Origin of the sequence: Streptomyces marispadix, from assembly GCF_022524345.1 — a bacterium.
GTDB lineage: Bacteria > Actinomycetota > Actinomycetes > Streptomycetales > Streptomycetaceae > Streptomyces > Streptomyces marispadix.
The window spans coordinates 798,304-816,205 of the sequence record NZ_JAKWJU010000002.1 but is presented as its reverse complement, the minus strand read 5'-3'; the positions used below and the strand labels follow the sequence as shown (position 1 = coordinate 816,205).

Here is a 17,902-nt window from a genome sequence, read left to right as displayed (position 1 = left end):
GCTGTGGGCCGGAATGCCGAGTTAGGTTAACCTAACCAAAGTCGTTGTTGTCCAGTGGTCCCGCGCCCAGTGCCCTCGTCCCCGACCGGAGCCCGTACGTGACTCTCATCAAGTCCCGCCAGACACACGGAAGTTCGTGCGCCACAGACCCCGGGCGCTCCGAACGGCCCCCGGAGTCGGGGCAGACCGGTCAGCGGGGGAAGGGCGACCGGGCCCTCGCGGCGGAGCGCGACGGTGAGTCCGCCGGAGGCGCGAGCCGCTCCGGCGTGCTGCTGCGTGCCGCCGGACTGCTGGGCGCGGCAGGGCTGTTGGTGCTCGTGGCGGCCCTGAGCATCGCCGTCGGCGCGAAGCAGCTCTCGCTGCCCGAGGTGGTTCAGGGCCTCACGGACCCGGGCTCCGCGTCGTACTCCGTGGTCCACGAGATGCGGCTGCCGCGCACCGTTCTCGGGCTGCTCGCCGGCGCCGCGCTGGGCCTCGCGGGCGGCGTGATGCAGGCACTGACCCGCAACCCCCTTGCCGACCCAGGGCTGTTGGGCATCAACGGGGGTGCCGCCGCGGCCGTCGTCACCGCGATCTCCTTCTTCGGGGTCTCGGGGTACACCGGCTACATCGGCTTCGCCTTCGCGGGTGCGGCGGCCGTCTCGGTCGCGGTGTACGCGGTGGGCGGCGGACGCGGAGCGACCCCCGCGAGGCTCGCCCTCGCCGGTACGGCGCTCAACGCGGCGCTCATCTCCTATGTGAACGCTGTGCAGTTGCTGGACACGGCGTCGCTGGACCGCATGCGCTTCTGGACCGTCGGCTCCCTGGCGCGGGCGCAGGACGACATCAACTGGAAGGCTCTGCCGTTCGTCGCCGCCGGTGTGCTGGTGGCCCTCGCGCTGGCACGGCCCCTCAACGCGCTGGCCCTGGGCGACGAGGCGGCACGCGCACTCGGCTCACGCCCCGAACTCACCCGCGGTGCCGCCATCGTGGCCGTGACCCTGCTGTGCGGGGCGGCGACCGCCGCCTGCGGGCCCATCGTCTTCGTAGGGCTGATGGTGCCGCACATGGTGCGCTCGCTGACGGGGCCAGACCTGCGCTGGATGCTGCCGTACTGCGCGCTGCTGGCGCCCGTGCTGATGCTCGGCGCGGATGTGCTGGGGCGGGTACTGGGGCGTCCCGGCGAGTTGCAGGTGGGGATCGTCACCGTCGTGCTGGGCGGGCCGTTCTTCCTGTACTTCGTACGTCGCGGAAGGGCGGCACAGGCATGAGCGCGATGCGTACGGCGGGTGTGGTGCGCACTGCGGGCGGCTACTCCCTCACCTTCCGGCCGCGAGCGGTGGCCGCGGGCGCGGCGTGCGCGGTGCTGGCGCTCGTCGTCGGAGTGCTCGCGATCGGCAGCGGCGAGTATCCGATGTCGCCAAGTGACGTGCTCCACACGCTCGTCGGGCGGGGCGCCGCGGCCGACGCCTTCATCGTGTACGAGCTGCGGCTGCCGCGCACCGTGACCGCACTCGCCGTGGGCGCCGCGCTCGCGCTCGCGGGTGCCGTCTTCCAGGCGGTGGTACGCAATCCGCTCGGCAGCCCCGACGTGCTCGGCTTCACACACGGCGCCGCTACGGGCGCGCTGACCGCCATCGTGATCGTCGGCGGCGGCAGCACGGCACTCGCGGGCGGCGCGGTGATCGGCGGCGTCCTCACGGGAATCGCCGTGTACGGGCTGGCCTGGCGCGGAGGCATGCACGGCTACCGCCTGGTGCTCGTCGGCATCGGTGTCGCCGCCATGCTCACCGGGGCCAACGGCTATCTGCTCACCAAGGCCCAGATCACCGAGGCCGGCCGTGCGGTGCTGTGGATGACCGGCAGCCTCGACGGACGCGGCTGGGGCGACGCGGGGCCGCTGCTGGCCGCGATGGCCGTGCTCGTACCCCTCGTACTGCTCGGATGCGAACGCGGGCTGCGGATGATGGAGATGGGCGACGACGCGGCCGGTGCGCTGGGCGTACGGGTGGAGCGGGTGCGGATGGTGCTGCTGTGCGCGGCAGTGCTGCTGGTGGCCCTCGCCTGCGCGGCCGCGGGGCCGGTGGCCTTCGTGGCGCTGACGGCGCCGCAGCTCGCGAGGCGGCTGACGAAGGCGCCGGGACCGAATCTGCTGCCGTCGATGTGCATGGGGGCCGCGCTGCTGGTCTCGGCGGACTTCGCGGCCCAACGTGCCTTCGGCGGACATGAGTTGCCGGTGGGCGTGGTCACGGGCGTACTGGGCGGCGGGTACTTGGTGTGGCTGCTGGCCACGGAGCGCAGGGCGGGGCGGATATGAGCGGCGGTGCCCGCAGCGGGCGCGGTACCCCGGACGGTACCGGGAGCGCGAGCGGTACCGGGGGCGGGAGCATGGGGAACGGCGGTACGCCGGGCCGCGACGCGAGGACGACTGCGAAGGCGAGGACGGCGATTGTGACGAGGCAGCAGAGTCCCGGAGAGCAGGTCTCGGGGGAGCAGAGTCCGGAGCAGGAGCGGGAGTCGGGGCCCGGGTCGGGTATGCGGCCGGCCGAGGACACGGGCCCGGCGACCGCCGCAGGCCAGGAGTCCCGCCCGAAGTCCCGTCCCGAGTCCGGCTTGAAGTCCGGCCCGAAGTCCCCTGCCGCCGAGGGGAGTTCGAACGTCGCGCCGGACATGGCGCCGGACATGGCGTCGGCCGCCGCTTCCCGTTCCGCCGCCCGTCTCACCGGCGACGGCCTCACCCTCGCCTACGACCGGCGTACCGTCTCCGAACAGCTCAGCGTCGCCGTACCCGACAACTCCTTCACGGTCGTCGTAGGACCCAACGCATGCGGCAAGTCCACGCTGCTGCGCGCCCTTTCCGCGCATGCTGCGGCCCACCGCGGGCACCGTGCTGCTGGACGGCGCCGACATCGGCGGCATGCCCGCGAAGAGACTCGCCCGCACCCTCGGACTGCTGCCACAGTCGTCCGTCGCCCCCGACGGGATCACCGTCGCAGACCTGGTGTCCCGTGGCCGCTACCCGCACCAGAGCCTGCTGCGCCAGTGGTCGCGTGAGGACGAGCGGGTCGTTCGGGAGTCGATGGAGGCGACCGGAGTCTCGGACCTGGAGAACCGCTACGTCGACGAACTCTCCGGCGGCCAGCGGCAGCGCGTATGGATCGCCATGGCGCTCGCACAGCAGACGCCGCTGCTGCTCCTCGACGAGCCGACCACATATCTCGACATCGCCCATCAGATAGAGGTCCTCGATCTGTGCGCCCGGCTGCACGAGGAGGAGGGCCGCACACTGGTGGCGGTGCTGCACGACCTCAACCACGCCGCGCGCTACGCGACACATCTGATCGTGATGCGCGGCGGCGAGGTCGTAGCGGAAGGCGCTCCCGGCGATGTCGTCACCGCGCGACTCGTCGAGGACGTCTTCGGCATGCCGTGCCGGGTGATAGACGACCCGGAGACGGGGACGCCGCTCGTCGTACCGGCCGCGCGGGAGCGTGCGCGCGCCGCGAGGGGAGCTTGACCACTCAGCTTGCGGGCGGCGCCATGAGAGCAGGTCGGAAGCGGTAGCGTCGGGGGCATGAGCGAGCCGATGCCGGACGCAGTGCCGGCACAGCAGGACGGAGCGACGGCGGCGGAGCCCGAGGCCCCCGAGGGCCTCGGGGGCCCGGCGGTCCCAGCGCTCCCGGCGGTGCAGCCGGACGACGGGCCGGAAGCCTTCGGAACGGAGACCTACGGACCGGAAGCCTTCGGAGCGGAATCGGGAGGAGCGGGGGCCGACCCCTCGGAAGGGGACGCCCACACCGCCTCCTCGGAAGGGGACGCCCACGCCGACCCGTCCGAAGTCGACGCCCACGCCGACACCCCGGAGACCGGCGGACCCGGCGAGGACGACGAAGGGCCGCGCCCCCTGGGCCTGCGTGTCGAACCGACCGGATACGCCCCCGTGGACGACCAGTTGAGGCGCCTGGAGGACGCCGACCACCTCGCGGTCTCCGGCCATCTGGAGGTGTACGAGGACGTACACCGCGGGCTGCGCGAAGAGCTGGCCGGTCTCGACCGGCAGCCCCCGGGCGGTCCCACTGCTTCCGGCCCTCCTGCCCCCGGCCCCCACCGGCAAGGTACCGGCCCCCGGCCTGGCCCGGACCGGTTCCAAGGCCCCACTCCCGGCGCCACACCAGGCCACACGCCCGGCCGCCCCGTGCCGGGACCTCACCACCCGCGGAGCTGACCGTTGCCCCGACGCCGACTCGACGCGGAGCTGGTGCGCCGCAAACTGGCACGTTCACGTGAGCACGCCGGCCAACTGATCGCCGCGGGACGTGTCACCGTCGGCGGCAACGTCGCCGCCAAGCCCGCCACCCAGGTGGAGACCAGCGCCGCCGTGGTCGTGAAGGCCGACGACTCCGACCCCGACTACGTCTCACGCGGCGGCCACAAACTCGCGGGCGCCTTCGCGGTGTTCGTGCCGCTGGGCCTGCGCACGGCCGGACGCCGCGCCCTCGACGCGGGAGCCTCCACGGGCGGCTTCACCGACGTGCTGCTGCGCGCCGGTGCCGCGGAGGTCGTGGCCGTCGACGTCGGCTACGGACAACTCGCCTGGTCACTGCGCAGCGACGACCGGGTCGTCGTCAAGGACCGTACGAACGTACGCGAGTTGACGCTGAAGGACGTGGACGACCGCCCCGTGGACCTCGTCGTGGGCGACCTGTCCTTCATCCCGCTGGGACTCGTACTGCCCGCGCTCGTGCGCTGCTCCGCACCCGACGCCGACCTCGTGCTGATGGTCAAGCCGCAGTTCGAGGTCGGCAGGGAACGGCTCGGCAGCGGAGGCGTGGTGCGCAGCGCCGCGCTGCGCACCGAGGCGGTGCTCGGCGTCGCGGAGCAGGCGGCCGGGCTCGGCCTCGGCGCGCTCGGAGTGACGGCGAGTCCGCTGCCCGGGCCCTCGGGCAATGTCGAGTACTTTCTGTGGCTGCGCGCCGGTGCACCCGGGATCGACGCGGCCGATGTCGAGCGAGCTGTGGCGGAGGGTCCGAAATGACGACAGCCGGTGACGCCCGTACGGTCTTCCTCCTCGCGCACACGGGACGTCCCGCCGCCGTACGCAGCGCCGAACTCGTCGTACAGGGGTTGCTGCGCAAGGACATCGGCGTACGCGTGCTGGAGGACGAGGCCACCGATCTGCCGCTGCCGGACGAGGTGCGCAGGGTGCCCGCCACCGCGGACGCCGTCGAGGGCTGCGAGCTGATCGTGGTGCTGGGCGGCGACGGTACCCTGCTGCGCGGCGCCGAGTTCGCACGCGCCTCCGGGGTGCCGATGCTGGGGGTCAACCTCGGCCGGGTCGGGTTCCTCGCGGAGGCCGAGCGCGACGACCTGGAGCGGGTCGTCCATCGCGTCGTCACCCGCGGCTACGAGGTCGAGGAGCGGATGACGCTCGACGTGCTCGTACGCACCGACGGGCGCGTCGTCCACCACGACTGGGCCATCAACGAGGCGTCCGTGGAGAAGGCGTCCCGCGAGCGGATGCTGGAGGTCGTCACCGAGGTCGACAACCGGCCGGTCTCCCGCTTCGGCGGCGACGGCGTCGTCTGCGCCACCCCCACGGGCTCCACTGCCTACGCCTTCTCCGCCGGCGGCCCCGTCGTCTGGCCGGAGGTCGAAGCGCTGCTGATGGTGCCGATCAGCGCGCACGCGCTCTTCGCCAAACCGCTGGTGACGGCGCCGGATTCGGTGCTCGCCGTGGAGGTCCAGCCCCAGACGCCGCACGGAGTGATGTGGTGCGACGGGCGCCGCAGCGTCGAACTCCCGGCAGGCGCACGCGTGGAGGTGCGGCGCGGATCGGTGCCGGTGCGGCTCGCGCGTCTGCACCATGCGTCGTTCACGGACCGGCTGGTCGCCAAGTTCGCGCTCCCGGTGGCGGGTTGGCGGGGCGCGCCCGGCTGACGCGCGCCGTTCCCCGTCCCCGGGCGACCGCGGCCCGAGGGGTCTGGGGTACCCCTCGCTCCTCCCCCTGGCTTCGCCGGGCGGTGCCCCCAGGGACCCCGGCCAGGTTGAAGTCTCTGGGGGAGGGTGGGGGCGCTCCCGTGGACTGCGTATGGTCGTACCCGTGTTGGAGGAGATGCGGATCAGGTCCCTGGGCGTCATCGACGATGCCGTCGTCGAACTGTCCCCAGGCTTCACCGCGGTGACCGGTGAGACCGGAGCGGGCAAGACCATGGTCGTCACCAGCCTCGGGCTGCTGCTCGGCGGACGTGCCGACGCCGCCCTCGTGCGTGCGGGGGAGAGCGCCGCCGTCGTCGAGGGGCGGATAGTCGTGCCGCCGGACTCGCCCGCCGCGGTGCGCGCGGGTGAGGCAGGTGCCGAACTCGACGACGGTGCGCTGCTCGTGAGCCGTACGCTCTCCGCCGAAGGCCGTTCGCGTGCGCACCTCGGGGGCAGGTCCGTGCCCGTGGGGCTGCTGGGCGAACTCAGCGACGACCTGGTGGCCGTGCACGGACAGAGCGACCAGCAGGGGCTGTTGCGGCCGGTACGGCAGCGGCAGGCGCTCGACCGGTTCGCGGGCGAGTCCGTCGCGGTGCCGATGGAGAAGTGGACCGCCGCGTACCAGCGACTGCGCACCGTGAGCCGCGAACTCGACGAGATCACCACCCTCGCCCGCGAGCGTGCGCAGGAAGCCGACATGCTCCGCTTCGGCCTGGAGGAGATCGCCGCCGTCGAGCCCCGCGCGGGCGAGGACACCGAACTCGCCGCCGAGGCCGAACGCCTGGGCCACGCCGAGGCGCTGGCCTCCGCCGCCACGACCGCGCACGGCGCCCTCGCGGGCGACCCGGCCGACCCGGAGAGCGTCGACGCGGCCGCGCTGGTCTCCGCCGCTCACCGTGCGCTGGAGGCCCAGCGTGCCCACGACCCGGCGCTGGCCTCGCTCGCCGACCGCCTCGGCGAGGTCTCGATCCTGATGGGCGATGTGGCGGGCGAACTCGCCGGATACGCCGACAACTTGGACGCCGACCCGCTGCGCCTCGCCGCCGTCGAGGAGCGGCGCGCCGCCCTCGCGCAGCTCACCCGCAAGTACGGTGAGGACATCGCCGCCGTGCTGAGCTGGTCCGAGGAGAGCGCCGCGCGCCTCGCCGAGCTGGAGGGCGACGACGAGCGGATCGGCGAACTCACCGCCGAACGCGACGCCCTGCTGACCGAACTCACCGGCCTGGCACAGCAGTTGACGGATGCCCGTACGGACGCGGCCAAGCGCTTCGCGGACGCCGTCACCCAGGAGCTGTCCGAACTGGCCATGCCGCACGCCCGGGTGTCCTTCTCGCTCGGGCGCAGCGACGCCGCCGCGGGCGCCGCCGGGCTCGAACTGGACGGCCGCGCCGTCGCGTTCGGGCCGCACGGCACCGACGAGGTCGAGCTGCTGCTCGCCCCGCACCCGGGGGCGCAGCCCCGTCCCGTCGCCAAGGGCGCCTCGGGAGGCGAACTGTCCCGTGTGATGCTCGCCGTCGAGGTCGTCTTCGCGGGCGCGGACCCGGTGCCCACGTATCTCTTCGACGAGGTCGACGCGGGCGTCGGCGGCAAGGCCGCGGTCGAGGTGGGGCGCCGCCTGGCGCGGCTGGCGCGGTCCTCGCAGGTCGTGGTGGTCACCCACCTTCCGCAGGTCGCCGCGTTCGCCGACCGTCATCTGGTGGTGGAGAAGACCGACGACGGCTCCGTCACCCGCAGCGGTGTGAAGGCGATGGAAGGCGAGGAGCGGGTACGGGAGTTGTCCCGGATGCTGGCCGGGCAGGAGGACTCCGAACTCGCGCGGGCGCACGCCGAGGAGCTGCTGGAGGCGGCGCGTACGTCGTCCTGAAAGCCGTCTTGAAAGCCGTCCTGAGAGTCGTCCCTGAAGCGGGGCGCCATGCGGCGGGGGTCCTGACGGCCGCCCGTACGGGAGGGAACGCGGGGGATCGGGACGACCGGGACGCCGGGGTGCGAGGGACGCCCGGGAGCGGCGCGGGCGACCGTGCGGGGCCGTGACCTCGCCGTACCGCGCGGAGGCCGTGCGGGGCAGTCACCCGAGTGAGTGATAGCTGTACCGTACGGGCGCGATGTCGCGCAGCGTTCGCCCCCGCACGGTGACGCGGCACCCGCGGCGGCTGGCATGCTGGGCCCGGCCCGTACGTTCCCGGCGGGACCGCCCCGTCCCCGGGCATCGCCGCCGGACCCCCGGACCGACCCGACCGACCCCGTCCACGCCCTCGACCGCCTTCGACCGCACCGTCCGATACCGACCGACACCGATCCGATACCGACCGACACCGATCCGATACCGACCACCGCCCCGTCCCCGAAGTGCCGGAGCCCCACGGCACCTTCTCCGAAACCGCTTTGGAGCTCGACCCTCCGTGTCCCTTTCCCCCAGCCCGTCCCCGTCGTCCGCAGGGCAGTCGCCGCAGCACGCCGTCCAGGTCGTGGACGGTGCCAGTGCGGGCACCGGCGCGCATGTGCGTTCGCTCGCCGAGGGGCTCGTGGCACGCGGACTGCGGGTGACGGTCTGCGCGCCGTCCGGCGCCGAGGCGGTCTACGGATTCCGGGGCGCGGGCGCCCACTTCGCGCCGCTGCCCGCCTGCGGCGAACCGGAGACCGCGGCCGTGCTGCGCCGCCTCTGCGCGGACGCCGACCTGGTGCACGCACACGGCGTACGGGCAGGGCTGCTGGCGCTCACCGCGCTCGCCCTGTCGGGACGCGCACGGCAGGTGCCGCTCGTCGTCACCTGGCACCACCGCGGGCTCGCCACGGGCGCGAGGTCGCATGTGCGGCGGCTGGTGGAGCGGCGCGTGGCCCGCAGCGCCTCGGTCGTGCTCGCGGTCACGACCGATCTGGTGGACCGGGCCCGGCGGCGTGGCGCACGCGACGCAAGGCTCGCCCCCGTGGTCCTTCCGAGGCCGGGCTGCGAGGAGCCTCCGCCGGCACCGCGCGCCGCGGTCGAGGGAAGGGCACAGCACAAGTCGCGTGCCGAAGTGGGCGCCGTGGGGCGGCCGTTGGTGTTCTCCGTGGGACGGCTCGACGAACGCCACGGCTACGGCACGGCGTTGAGCGCGGCCCGCGCCTGGCGGCATCTGGAGCCGCCGCCGCTGCTGGCCGTGGCCGGAGAGGGGCCGCAGCGGGCGCAGTTGCAGCGCCGCATCGACGACGAGGCGCTGCCGGTACGTCTGCTGGGGCGCCGCGAGGACGCCTTCGAGCTGCTGGCAGGAGCGGATGTGGCGGTCCTCAGCTCCCGCTGGGAGAGCAGGCCGCTGCTGGCACAGGAGGCCCTGCACCAGGGAGTGCCGCTGGTCGCCACGGCGGTCGGGGGAGTGCCCGAACTGGTCGGCGGCGCCGCCGAGTTGATCCCATACGGTGACGCGGACGCACTCGCCGCCGCGGTCGGCCGGCTGCTGGCCGATCCCGCACGGCGCGAGCGATCGGTCGCCGACGGCTGGGCACGCGCCGCGGAATGGCCGACCGAGGAGTCCACGGTCGCCCATGTCCTCAGCGTCTACGACGAGTTGACCGGCCCGGGACGCCCCTGACCCCGCTGCGTAACGGCGTACCGGTACCGCCGTACCGCCGTACCGCCGTCCTCGCCTGCCACCGCACCGACCTCCCGGCGGCGTCCGGCCCGCCACTGCCCCTCACCTGCTCTACGCCCGAGTCGGGACGCCATACGCCCGACGTCGCGCACACGCCGCGGCGGCCCATGCCCCGGCTCCCGCCCCGCTAGCTCGACTCCCGTACGACCAGCGTGGCCGGTGTCACCACCGGCGCGGGCGGCGCCGCGTCCGATGCCTCCTCGGCGAGTCCGATGCGCCGCAGCAGCAGCCGCGCCATCATCTCGCCCATGCCCTCGACGTCCTGGCGCACCGTCGTCAGCGGCGGTTCGGCCCATGCCGCCGGCTCCAGATCGTCGTAGCCGACGACGGCCACGTCCTCCGGCACCCTGCGCCCGCGTGCCCGCAGCGTGCGCAGCGCCCCCGAGGCCATCAGATCGTTGCCGGCGAAGACGGCGTCCAACTGCGGGCAGGAGTCCAGGAGTCGGGCCATCGCCAGCTCGCCGCCCTCGGCGGTGAAGTCTCCCTGTGCGACGAGCGACGGGTCGGCCTCGCCGGCGGCGATGCCCAGGGCGTCGCAGTAGCCGTGCAGCCGGTCCAGTGCCGAGGTCTGGTCGAGGGGGCCGTTGATGATGGCGATCTTATGTCGTCCTCGCGACTGCAAATGAGCAACGGCCTGGCGTGCGCCGTTCCGGTTGTCGGTGTCGACGTAGAGCAGACCCGGTTCGTCCTCGGCGCCCGGCCAGCCGGGCCTGCCGCCGAAGACCGCCGGAAGCCCGGTCTGGCGCGCCATGCCCGGCAGCGGGTCGTCGTCGTGCAGCGAGAACATCAGGGCGCCGTCGACATGTCCGGCCGACAGATACCGCCCGATGCGTTCGTAGTCCTTGCCGCGCTCCAGCATCATCAGCAGCAACTGCGTGTCATGGGCGGAGAGTTCGCGGCTGATACCGCGCAACTGCTGTGCGAAGAACGGGTCGGCGAAGACGCGGCTCTCCGGTTCCGCGATGACGACGGCCACGGCGCCGGTGCGCCGCGTGACGAGAGTACGGGCCGCGTTGTTGGGCACGTAGCCCAACTCCTCGACGGAGTGGCGCACTTTCTCACGCACCTCCGCACGGACGCCCGCACCCCCGTTGACCACCCGCGACACCGTTGCCCGCGAGACCCCGGCGTGGGCCGCGACAGCTTCCAGGGTCGGGCGGGACCCTCGGAATGTGTGCACAGACAACCCCTCTTTCTTTGCCTAGGTCTTGACCAATCAGCGTTCAATAGGCAGTGTGCTGCCCATGACGTGAGAGCGCTCTCACCCCCCACCAACGAGGAGCGTAAGTCATGCTCTTGAAGAGCGACAGACGGCGCTGGGCACTCGCCGGTATAGCGGCGGCGGCCGTCATCGGCACGTGCGTGGCGCCGTACGCGCAGGCCGAAGAGGGCGGCGGCAAGTCAGCACAGGCGCAGAAGAAGCCGGCCATGGAAGAGGTCTTCCGCGCCGACTTCAACGGAGACGCCGGGTCCGGCCCGGGCGACGACTGGATCATCGACAAGGGCCACAGTTACCCCGGAGGGGCGGACAACTGGGGCACGGGCGAGATCCAGGAGTACACCGACAGCAAGGAGAACCTCCAGCTCGACGGCGACGGACACCTGAAGATCACCGCGCTGAAGAACGGTGACAACTGGACGTCCGCCCGCATCGAGACCAAGCGCACCGACTTCACCGCCCCCAAGGGCGGCAAGATGCGCATCGAGGCGGCCCTCAAGACCCCGGACGTCTCCGGCGACGAGGCGCTCGGCTACTGGCCGGCGTTCTGGACCCTCGGCGAGCCCTTCCGCGGCAACTACCAGAACTGGCCCGGCATCGGCGAGTTCGACGTCATGGAGAACGTCAACGGCCAGGACACCACGCACGGGACGCTGCACTGCGGCACGAACCCGGGCGGGCCATGCAACGAGACGACCGGCATCGGCAAGTCTCACGAGTGCTCCGGCGGCTGCAAGAAGGACTTCCACAAGTACGCGCTCGAATTCGACCGCAGCGGCGGGACGGAAGAGCTGCGCTGGTACGTCGACGGCGAGCAGTTCCACTCCGTCAAACAGTCGGACGTGGACGCCAAGACCTGGTCCGACGCCACGGGCCACGGCCACTTCATCCTGCTGAACCTGGCCATCGGCGGCGCCTTCCCCGACGGCGTCGCCGGAAGCAAGACCCCCACCGCCGCCACCAAGTCCGGCGGCTCCCTGACCGTGGACTACGTGTCCGTCGAAAGCACCGGAGGTGCCTCCAAGTGATCAGCCGCAGGTCTCTCATCCGCGGTGCGGCCGCGACCGCCATCGCCGCACCGGCGGCCGGACTCCTCGTGACGCAGGCCGGCGGTGTGACTCGCAAACAGGCCAAGAAGGCCGCGGGACCGCTGTCGTTGAAGATCGTCAACAAGAGCGGTGAGTTCGACAGCAAGTCGATCTACGTGTACATCGTGGGCAACGACGGCACGAACCAGGTCCACGTCACCCCGGAGGGCGAGTTGAAGCCGGTCTCCGCCGGCGACAACGGCGGCGACGGCTTCACCGACTACGCCATCCCGCTCTCGGGCGAGGAGACGACGCTCAAGCTCCCCGAGATGTCCGGCCGCATCTACGTCGCCTGCGGCGACAAGCTGAAGATCAAGGCGGTCGAGGGCGGCGACGGCAAGGCCGCGCTGGCCTACCCGGCCGGCTGGGTGTCGAACGACCCCAACTTCGACGTGATGCACGACTGCGCCGAGTTCACGTACAAGAACGGCGCGATGTACTGCAACACCACCATGGTCGACATGTTCAGCGTGCCGATGGGCATCCAGCTCAAGGGCGACAAGGACCAGAAGACCGGCTTCCTGAAGGAGGGCGGCCGGGACCAGATCTTCAAGGCCGTCAAGGAGGCCAAGGGCTTCGGCGACCTCGTGATCGACGACAAGCGCGTCATCGCCCCCGGACACGGCCTGGGCGAGGGCAAGTTCGCGAAGGACTTCTTCGACTCCTACGTCGAGAAGGTGTGGGAGACCTACTCCTCCAAGGAGCTTGTCGTCACCACCAACGCGGGCAAGTTCACCGGCAAGGTCAGCGGCGACAAGCTGTCCTTCACCGGTCCCGGCGAGGTCTCCTTCAACAAGCCCAGCACGAAGGACATCCTCTTCTGCGACGGCGAGCTGGCCGCCCCCAACGACGGGACCACAGGCCCGGTGGCCGCCATCGTGGGCGCCGCGTTCAACCGGTCCACGCTCGCCTCCATCGCCGAGCAGCCTTCCACCGACCCGAAGGAGTTCTACAAGGGCGACGTCGTCCACGAGTACGTCAAGGCCATGCACGCCGCCACCGAGGACGGCAAGGCCTACGGCTTCGCGTTCGACGACGTCGCGAGCTTCGCCTCCTACATCGAAGACGGCGGGGCCAGCGAAATGACGCTCACGCTGACCCCGTTCTGAGGGAACCTGCCTAACGGGTGCACCCCCGCCCCGCCTGGGGGTCCCCGTCCCTCAACGCCACGCCCGCTGCCGGTTGTCGCCGGGCAGCGGGCGTGGTCGCGTCCGCGTACCGCGCTGCGTGCCGTACGCGTCGTACGGCGGCGGACACGCGGCAGCGGACGTACGACGGCAGACATAAGACGGCAGACACAAGACGGCGGGCATACAGCAGCGGACACACGACGGCGGCGGAACGCGTCTGCCGCGCGTCCCGCCGCCGGTGGTGCTCGCCGTACCGCGGCCGTGAGCCCGTCAGCCCCCGTACGCGCCCGAGGCCGTCAGCCGCAGCGCCGTGTCGATCAGCGGCACATGGCTGAACGCCTGCGGGAAGTTGCCCACTTGGCGCTGCTGACGCGAGTCCCACTCCTCCGCGAGGAGCCCCAGGTCGTTACGGAGCGACAGCAGCCGCTCGAAGAGCTTCCGTGCCTCCTCGACCCGGCCGATCATCGCCAGGTCGTCCGCGAGCCAGAACGAACACGCGAGGAACGCGCCCTCCTCGCCGTGGAGCCCGTCGACGTTGTCGCCCTCGACCTGGGAGGTCGGGTAGCGCATCACGAAGCCGTCCTCCGTGGACAGCTCCCGCTGGATCGCCTCGATCGTCCCGATGACGCGCTTGTCGTCCGGCGGCAGGAAGCCCATCTGCGGGATCAGCAGCAGCGAGGCGTCCAGCTCCTTCGAACCGTAGGACTGCGTGAAGGTGTTGCGCTCCTTGTCGTAGCCCTTCTCGCACACGTCGCGGTGGATCTCGTCACGCAGATCGCGCCAGCGGTCCAGCGGGCCGTCGACGTCGCCGGACTCGATCAGCTTGACCGTACGGTCCACGGCGACCCACGCCATCACCTTGGAGTGCACGAAGTGCCGCCGCGGGCCGCGTACTTCCCAGATCCCCTCGTCCGGCTCGTCCCAGTGGTCCTCCAGGTAGCCGATGAGCTTGAGCTGGAGAAGCGAGGCGTAGTCGTTGCGGGACAGACCCGTCATGTGCGCCAGATGCAGCGCCTCGGTGACCTCGCCGTAGACGTCGAGCTGTAGCTGACCCGCGGCCTGGTTGCCGATCCGCACCGGCGTCGAATTCTCGTACCCGGGAAGCCAGTTCAGCTCCGCCTCGCCCAACTCCCGCTCGCCCGCGATGCCGTACATGATCTGGAGGTTCTCCGGATCGCCCGCCACCGCGCGCAGCAGCCACTCGCGCCACGCCAGCGCCTCCTGGTGGTAGCCGGTGCGCAGCAGCGAGGAGAGGGTGATCGCCGCGTCACGCAGCCATGTGAAGCGGTAGTCCCAGTTGCGCATCCCGCCGATGCACTCCGGCAGCGACGTCGTCGGGGCGGCGACGATGCCTCCCGTCGGCGCGTACGTCAGCGCCTTGAGCGTGATCAGCGACCGTACGACGGCCTCACGGTAGGGGCCGTGGTACGTGCAGTGGTCGACCCACTCCCGCCAGAACTCCGCCGTGGCCTCCAGCGCCGCCTCGGCGTCCGGCTCCGCCGGCGGGCTCTTGTGCGACGCCTGCCAGCTGATGGTGAAGGCGACGCGTTCACCGGGGGCGATGGTGAAGTCCGAGTAGGTGGTGAGGTTCTTGCCGTAGGTCTCCGCGTCGGTGTCCAGCCACACCGAGTCGGGCCCGGCGACCGCGACCGTACGGCCCTCGATCTGCTGCACCCACGGCACGACCCAGCCGTAGGAGAAGCGCATGCGCAGCGCCGAGCGCATCGGCACCCGGCCGCTGACCCCCTCCACGATCCGCACGAGCTGAGGCGCGTGCTGCTCGCGGGGCGGCATGAAGTCGATGACGCGGACGGTGCCGCGCGGTGTGTCCCACTCGGATTCGAGAATGAGGGAGTCGCCGCGGTACCGGCGGCGGTTCGCCTTCGGCGGCTCCGCGCCCTCGGCGGCCGCGGGCCCCACCCGCCAGCAGCCGTGCTCTCCGGTGCCGAGAAGGCTCGCGAAGACAGCATGGGAATCGAAGCGCGGCAGGCACAGCCAGTCCGCCGAGCCGTCCCGGCCGATCAGGGCTGCGGTCTGCATGTCCCCGATGAGTGCGTAATCTTCGATGCGCCCAGCCACGTATATCTCCAGTCGAACTGTGGCTCGCCCCGTGGGACGTGCGATGACCTGCGGATTTCCGTCAAGCCCAATCGTGTGTCCGATCGAGCGTCCGAGCAGGATACGACGGAGCGAAGGTGTCCGTGTCGCGCTCTAGCCAGGACGGATGAGCCGATGCGGTGAGCGTGTACGTAGCCGCTCACCAGGTGCGACCATGCCCTCACCGTAGGGGACCGAGGGCGGCTTCCCGAAGCCGCTGAGCTGTGATGCCCGACGCAGTCCCGCACACGGCGGGATACGGCCCCGAAACGTCGCTGATACCCTGGTGGCCCGTGGACCGGGTGGGCGAGAGTTCCCGGATTCGTCCTCGAATCTCCGGCACGGAAAGCCCCCCGAGCCGCAGCGACGGTATCCCTGAGCATCCGCTGCGCAGCGCTGCGTACCGAGGTCAGGGCGCCGGTTGCGCACCTCACCTCGCTACCACGGGAGCACGTCTTGGCTTTGCCGCCCACGTCCACGACGACCAAGCATCTCTTCGTCACGGGGGGTGTGGCCTCCTCGCTCGGCAAGGGGCTCACCGCCTCCAGCCTGGGCGCGCTGCTCAAGGCGCGGGGTCTGCGCGTCACCATGCAGAAGCTGGACCCGTATCTGAACGTCGACCCGGGGACGATGAACCCCTTCCAGCACGGCGAGGTGTTCGTCACCAACGACGGCGCCGAGACCGACCTGGACATCGGGCACTACGAGCGCTTCCTCGACGTCGACCTCGACGGTTCCGCGAACGTCACCACCGGGCAGATCTACTCGTCGGTGATCGCCAAGGAGCGCCGCGGCGACTACCTCGGCGACACCGTGCAGGTCATCCCGCACATCACCAACGAGATCAAGAACCGCATCCGCCGCATGGCCACCGACGACGTGGACGTCGTCATCACGGAGGTCGGCGGCACCGTGGGCGACATCGAGTCCCTGCCGTTCCTGGAGGCCGTCCGGCAGGTGCGCCACGAGGTCGGCCGGGAGAACGTCTTCGTCGTGCACATCTCGCTGCTGCCCTACATCGGCCCGTCCGGCGAGCTGAAGACGAAGCCGACGCAGCACTCCGTGGCGGCGCTGCGCAGCATCGGCATCCAGCCCGACGGCATCGTGCTGCGCGCCGACCGCGAGGTGCCGCGCTCCATCAAGCGCAAGATCTCGCTGATGTGCGACGTGGACGACCCGGCCGTCATCGCCTGCAAGGACGCCCCTTCCATCTACGACATCCCCAAGGTCGTGCACGCGGAGGGCCTCGACGCCTATGTCGTGCGCAAGCTGGACCTGCCGTTCCGCGACGTGGACTGGACGCAGTGGGACGACCTGCTGCGCCGTGTCCACGACCCCGACCACGAGGTGACGGTCGCGCTCGTCGGCAAGTACATCGACCTCCCCGACGCGTATCTCTCGGTCACGGAGGCGCTGCGCGCGGGCGGCTTCGCCAACAACGCCCGCGTGAAGGTCAAGTGGGTCACCTCGGACGACTGCCGCACACCGGAGGGCGCCCGCAGCAGACTCGGCGACTGCGACGCGATCTGCATTCCCGGAGGCTTCGGCGAACGCGGCGTCGAGGGCAAGCTTTCGACCATCACCTACGCACGTGAGAACCGGATTCCGCTTCTCGGTCTCTGCCTGGGTCTTCAGTGCATCGTCGTGGAGGCCGCCCGCAACCTCGCGGGCATCGAGGGCGCCAACTCCACGGAGTTCGAGCAGGGCGCGGCCCACCCCGTCGTCTCCACCATGGCCGAGCAGCTCGACATCGTCGCGGGCGACGGCGACATGGGCGGCACCATGCGGCTCGGGCTCTATCCCGCGAAGCTCGCCGAGGGCTCCATCGTGCGCGAGGTCTACGGCGGCGAACCCTACGTGGAGGAACGCCACCGGCACCGCTACGAGGTCAACAACGCCTACCGCGGCGAGCTGGAGAAGAAGGCCGGGCTGGTCTTCTCCGGCACCTCGCCCGACAACAAGCTGGTGGAGTTCCTGGAGTACCCGCGCGAGGTCCACCCGTATCTCGTCGCCACGCAGGCGCATCCCGAGCTGCGCTCGCGGCCCACGCGCCCGCATCCGCTCTTCGCCGGGCTGGTCGCGGCCGCGGTGGCACGGCAGCAGGGCGAGGGCTGAGGCATGACGCGGAACACGCTGCCGGAGGCTTACGGAAAGCACATCGCCGACGCCCCCGAGGCATGGGAAGTCACCGCCACCGCGCTCCCGTTCGAGGGCGCGAAGACCGGAGTGCGCACCGACGACGTCGTCATGCCGGACGGCTCGGTCGTACGCCGCGACTACCAGGTGCACCCCGGTTCCGTGGCGGTGCTCGCCCTCGACGAGGACGACCGGGTGCTGGTGCTCAGCCAGTACCGCCACCCCGTGCGGGAGAAGCTGTGGGAGATCCCGGCCGGACTCCTCGACGTCCCCGGTGAGAACCCGCTGCGCGCCGCACAGCGGGAGTTGTACGAGGAGGCGCACGTCAAGGCCGGTGACTGGCGCGTGCTCACCGACGTCTACACCACGCCCGGCGGTTCCGACGAGGCCGTACGCATCTTCCTCGCCCGCGACATCGGCGCGGCCGACGGGGAGCGCTTCGAAGTCTCCGAGGAGGAGGCCGACATGGAGCTGGCACGCGTGCCCGTGCCCGATCTGGTGCGCGGCGTGCTGGCGGGGGAGCTGCACAACAACTGCCTGGTGGTGGGCGTTCTGGCCCTCACCGCCGCCCGTTCCGGTCCCGGTCTGGACTCGCTGCGTCCCGCGGACGCGCCCTGGCCGGCCCGCCCGTTCGAGAACTAGCCGCCGCGG

13 protein-coding genes and 1 pseudogene are annotated in these 17,902 nt (G+C 71.5%); 12 read left to right on the top strand and 2 right to left on the bottom strand.

Features of this window, described 5'->3' with window-relative positions; translation table 11 throughout:
- The first annotated feature begins 266 nt into the window (after positions 1 to 266).
- The 8 genes and pseudogenes from MMA15_RS03590 (at position 267) to MMA15_RS03555 (ending at position 9,521) form a co-directional block, all read left to right on the top strand.
- A complete protein-coding gene (locus tag MMA15_RS03590) occupies positions 267 to 1,250 on the top strand; it encodes a FecCD family ABC transporter permease (RefSeq protein WP_241062963.1) in 984 nt (327 codons plus the stop codon).
- 5 nt (positions 1,251 to 1,255) lie between these two features.
- Entirely contained in the window at positions 1,256 to 2,296 is a 1,041-nt protein-coding gene (locus MMA15_RS03585; protein WP_241062962.1) for a FecCD family ABC transporter permease, read from the top strand.
- Positions 2,293 to 3,496: pseudogene (locus MMA15_RS03580) on the top strand (ABC transporter ATP-binding protein). The gene MMA15_RS03585 and the pseudogene MMA15_RS03580 overlap by 4 nt, the downstream one beginning before the upstream one ends.
- Before the next feature lie 57 nt (positions 3,497 to 3,553).
- On the top strand, positions 3,554 to 4,204 hold the full coding sequence (locus MMA15_RS03575) for a hypothetical protein (RefSeq protein ID WP_241057459.1): 651 nt from the start codon (positions 3,554 to 3,556) through the stop codon (positions 4,202 to 4,204).
- A 3-nt stretch (positions 4,205 to 4,207) separates the two neighbouring features.
- The gene (locus MMA15_RS03570) at positions 4,208 to 5,014 is read left to right on the top strand and encodes a TlyA family RNA methyltransferase (protein ID WP_241057458.1); all 807 of its coding nucleotides are present in this window, start codon (positions 4,208 to 4,210) and stop codon (positions 5,012 to 5,014) included.
- Entirely contained in the window at positions 5,011 to 5,916 is a 906-nt protein-coding gene (locus MMA15_RS03565) for an NAD kinase (protein WP_241057457.1), read from the top strand. Before MMA15_RS03570 ends, MMA15_RS03565 begins: the two co-directional genes overlap by 4 nt.
- 151 nt (positions 5,917 to 6,067) lie before the next feature.
- Positions 6,068 to 7,819 (top strand): DNA repair protein RecN, encoded by a 1,752-nt coding sequence (recN, locus tag MMA15_RS03560; RefSeq protein WP_241057456.1) that lies wholly within the window; start codon positions 6,068 to 6,070, stop codon positions 7,817 to 7,819.
- A 535-nt stretch (positions 7,820 to 8,354) separates the two neighbouring features.
- Positions 8,355 to 9,521, top strand: coding sequence for a glycosyltransferase family 4 protein (locus tag MMA15_RS03555; RefSeq protein WP_241057455.1), 1,167 nt, complete (start codon positions 8,355 to 8,357; stop codon positions 9,519 to 9,521).
- Between the two features lie 187 nt (positions 9,522 to 9,708).
- Here MMA15_RS03555 and MMA15_RS03550 read toward each other — a convergent pair whose 3' ends face one another.
- Positions 9,709 to 10,761 (bottom strand): LacI family DNA-binding transcriptional regulator, encoded by a 1,053-nt coding sequence (locus MMA15_RS03550; protein ID WP_241057454.1) that lies wholly within the window; start codon positions 10,759 to 10,761, stop codon positions 9,709 to 9,711.
- A 110-nt stretch (positions 10,762 to 10,871) separates the two neighbouring features.
- Here MMA15_RS03550 and MMA15_RS03545 point away from each other — a divergent pair, with 110 nt between their 5' ends.
- On the top strand, positions 10,872 to 11,828 hold the full coding sequence (locus MMA15_RS03545) for a glycoside hydrolase family 16 protein (RefSeq protein WP_241057453.1): 957 nt from the start codon (positions 10,872 to 10,874) through the stop codon (positions 11,826 to 11,828).
- Positions 11,825 to 12,997: a beta-1,3-glucanase family protein gene (locus MMA15_RS03540; RefSeq protein WP_241057452.1), complete on the top strand. Its 1,173-nt coding sequence runs from the start codon at positions 11,825 to 11,827 to the stop codon at positions 12,995 to 12,997. The genes MMA15_RS03545 and MMA15_RS03540 overlap by 4 nt, the downstream gene beginning before the upstream one ends.
- A 291-nt stretch (positions 12,998 to 13,288) precedes the next feature.
- Here the strand turns inward: MMA15_RS03540 and MMA15_RS03535 are convergent, their stop codons facing one another.
- Positions 13,289 to 15,103: a glycoside hydrolase family 15 protein gene (locus MMA15_RS03535; RefSeq protein ID WP_308290606.1), complete on the bottom strand. Its 1,815-nt coding sequence runs from the start codon at positions 15,101 to 15,103 to the stop codon at positions 13,289 to 13,291.
- 474 nt (positions 15,104 to 15,577) lie between these two features.
- On the opposite strand from MMA15_RS03535, the gene pyrG reads away from it, so the two are divergent.
- Both pyrG and MMA15_RS03525 read left to right on the top strand, forming a co-directional pair.
- Positions 15,578 to 17,230: a CTP synthase gene (gene pyrG, locus MMA15_RS03530; protein ID WP_241062961.1), complete on the top strand. Its 1,653-nt coding sequence runs from the start codon at positions 15,578 to 15,580 to the stop codon at positions 17,228 to 17,230.
- Positions 17,231 to 17,233: 3 nt separating this feature from the next.
- Positions 17,234 to 17,893: an NUDIX domain-containing protein gene (locus tag MMA15_RS03525; protein ID WP_241057450.1), complete on the top strand. Its 660-nt coding sequence runs from the start codon at positions 17,234 to 17,236 to the stop codon at positions 17,891 to 17,893.
- Positions 17,894 to 17,902 lie beyond the last annotated feature (9 nt).

What these genes read in the sequence shown, in the direction of transcription:
- MMA15_RS03565 (WP_241057457.1), top strand. Translation starts at nt 5,011, where the DNA reads ATGACGACAGCCGGTGACGCCCGTACGGTCTTCCTCCTCGCGCACACG.
- recN (WP_241057456.1), top strand. Translation starts at nt 6,068, where the DNA reads ATGGTCGTACCCGTGTTGGAGGAGATGCGGATCAGGTCCCTGGGCGTC.
- MMA15_RS03575 (WP_241057459.1), top strand. Translation starts at nt 3,554, where the DNA reads ATGAGCGAGCCGATGCCGGACGCAGTGCCGGCACAGCAGGACGGAGCG.
- MMA15_RS03545 (WP_241057453.1), top strand. Translation starts at nt 10,872, where the DNA reads ATGCTCTTGAAGAGCGACAGACGGCGCTGGGCACTCGCCGGTATAGCG.
- MMA15_RS03585 (WP_241062962.1), top strand. Translation starts at nt 1,256, where the DNA reads ATGCGTACGGCGGGTGTGGTGCGCACTGCGGGCGGCTACTCCCTCACC.
- MMA15_RS03525 (WP_241057450.1), top strand. Translation starts at nt 17,234, where the DNA reads ATGACGCGGAACACGCTGCCGGAGGCTTACGGAAAGCACATCGCCGAC.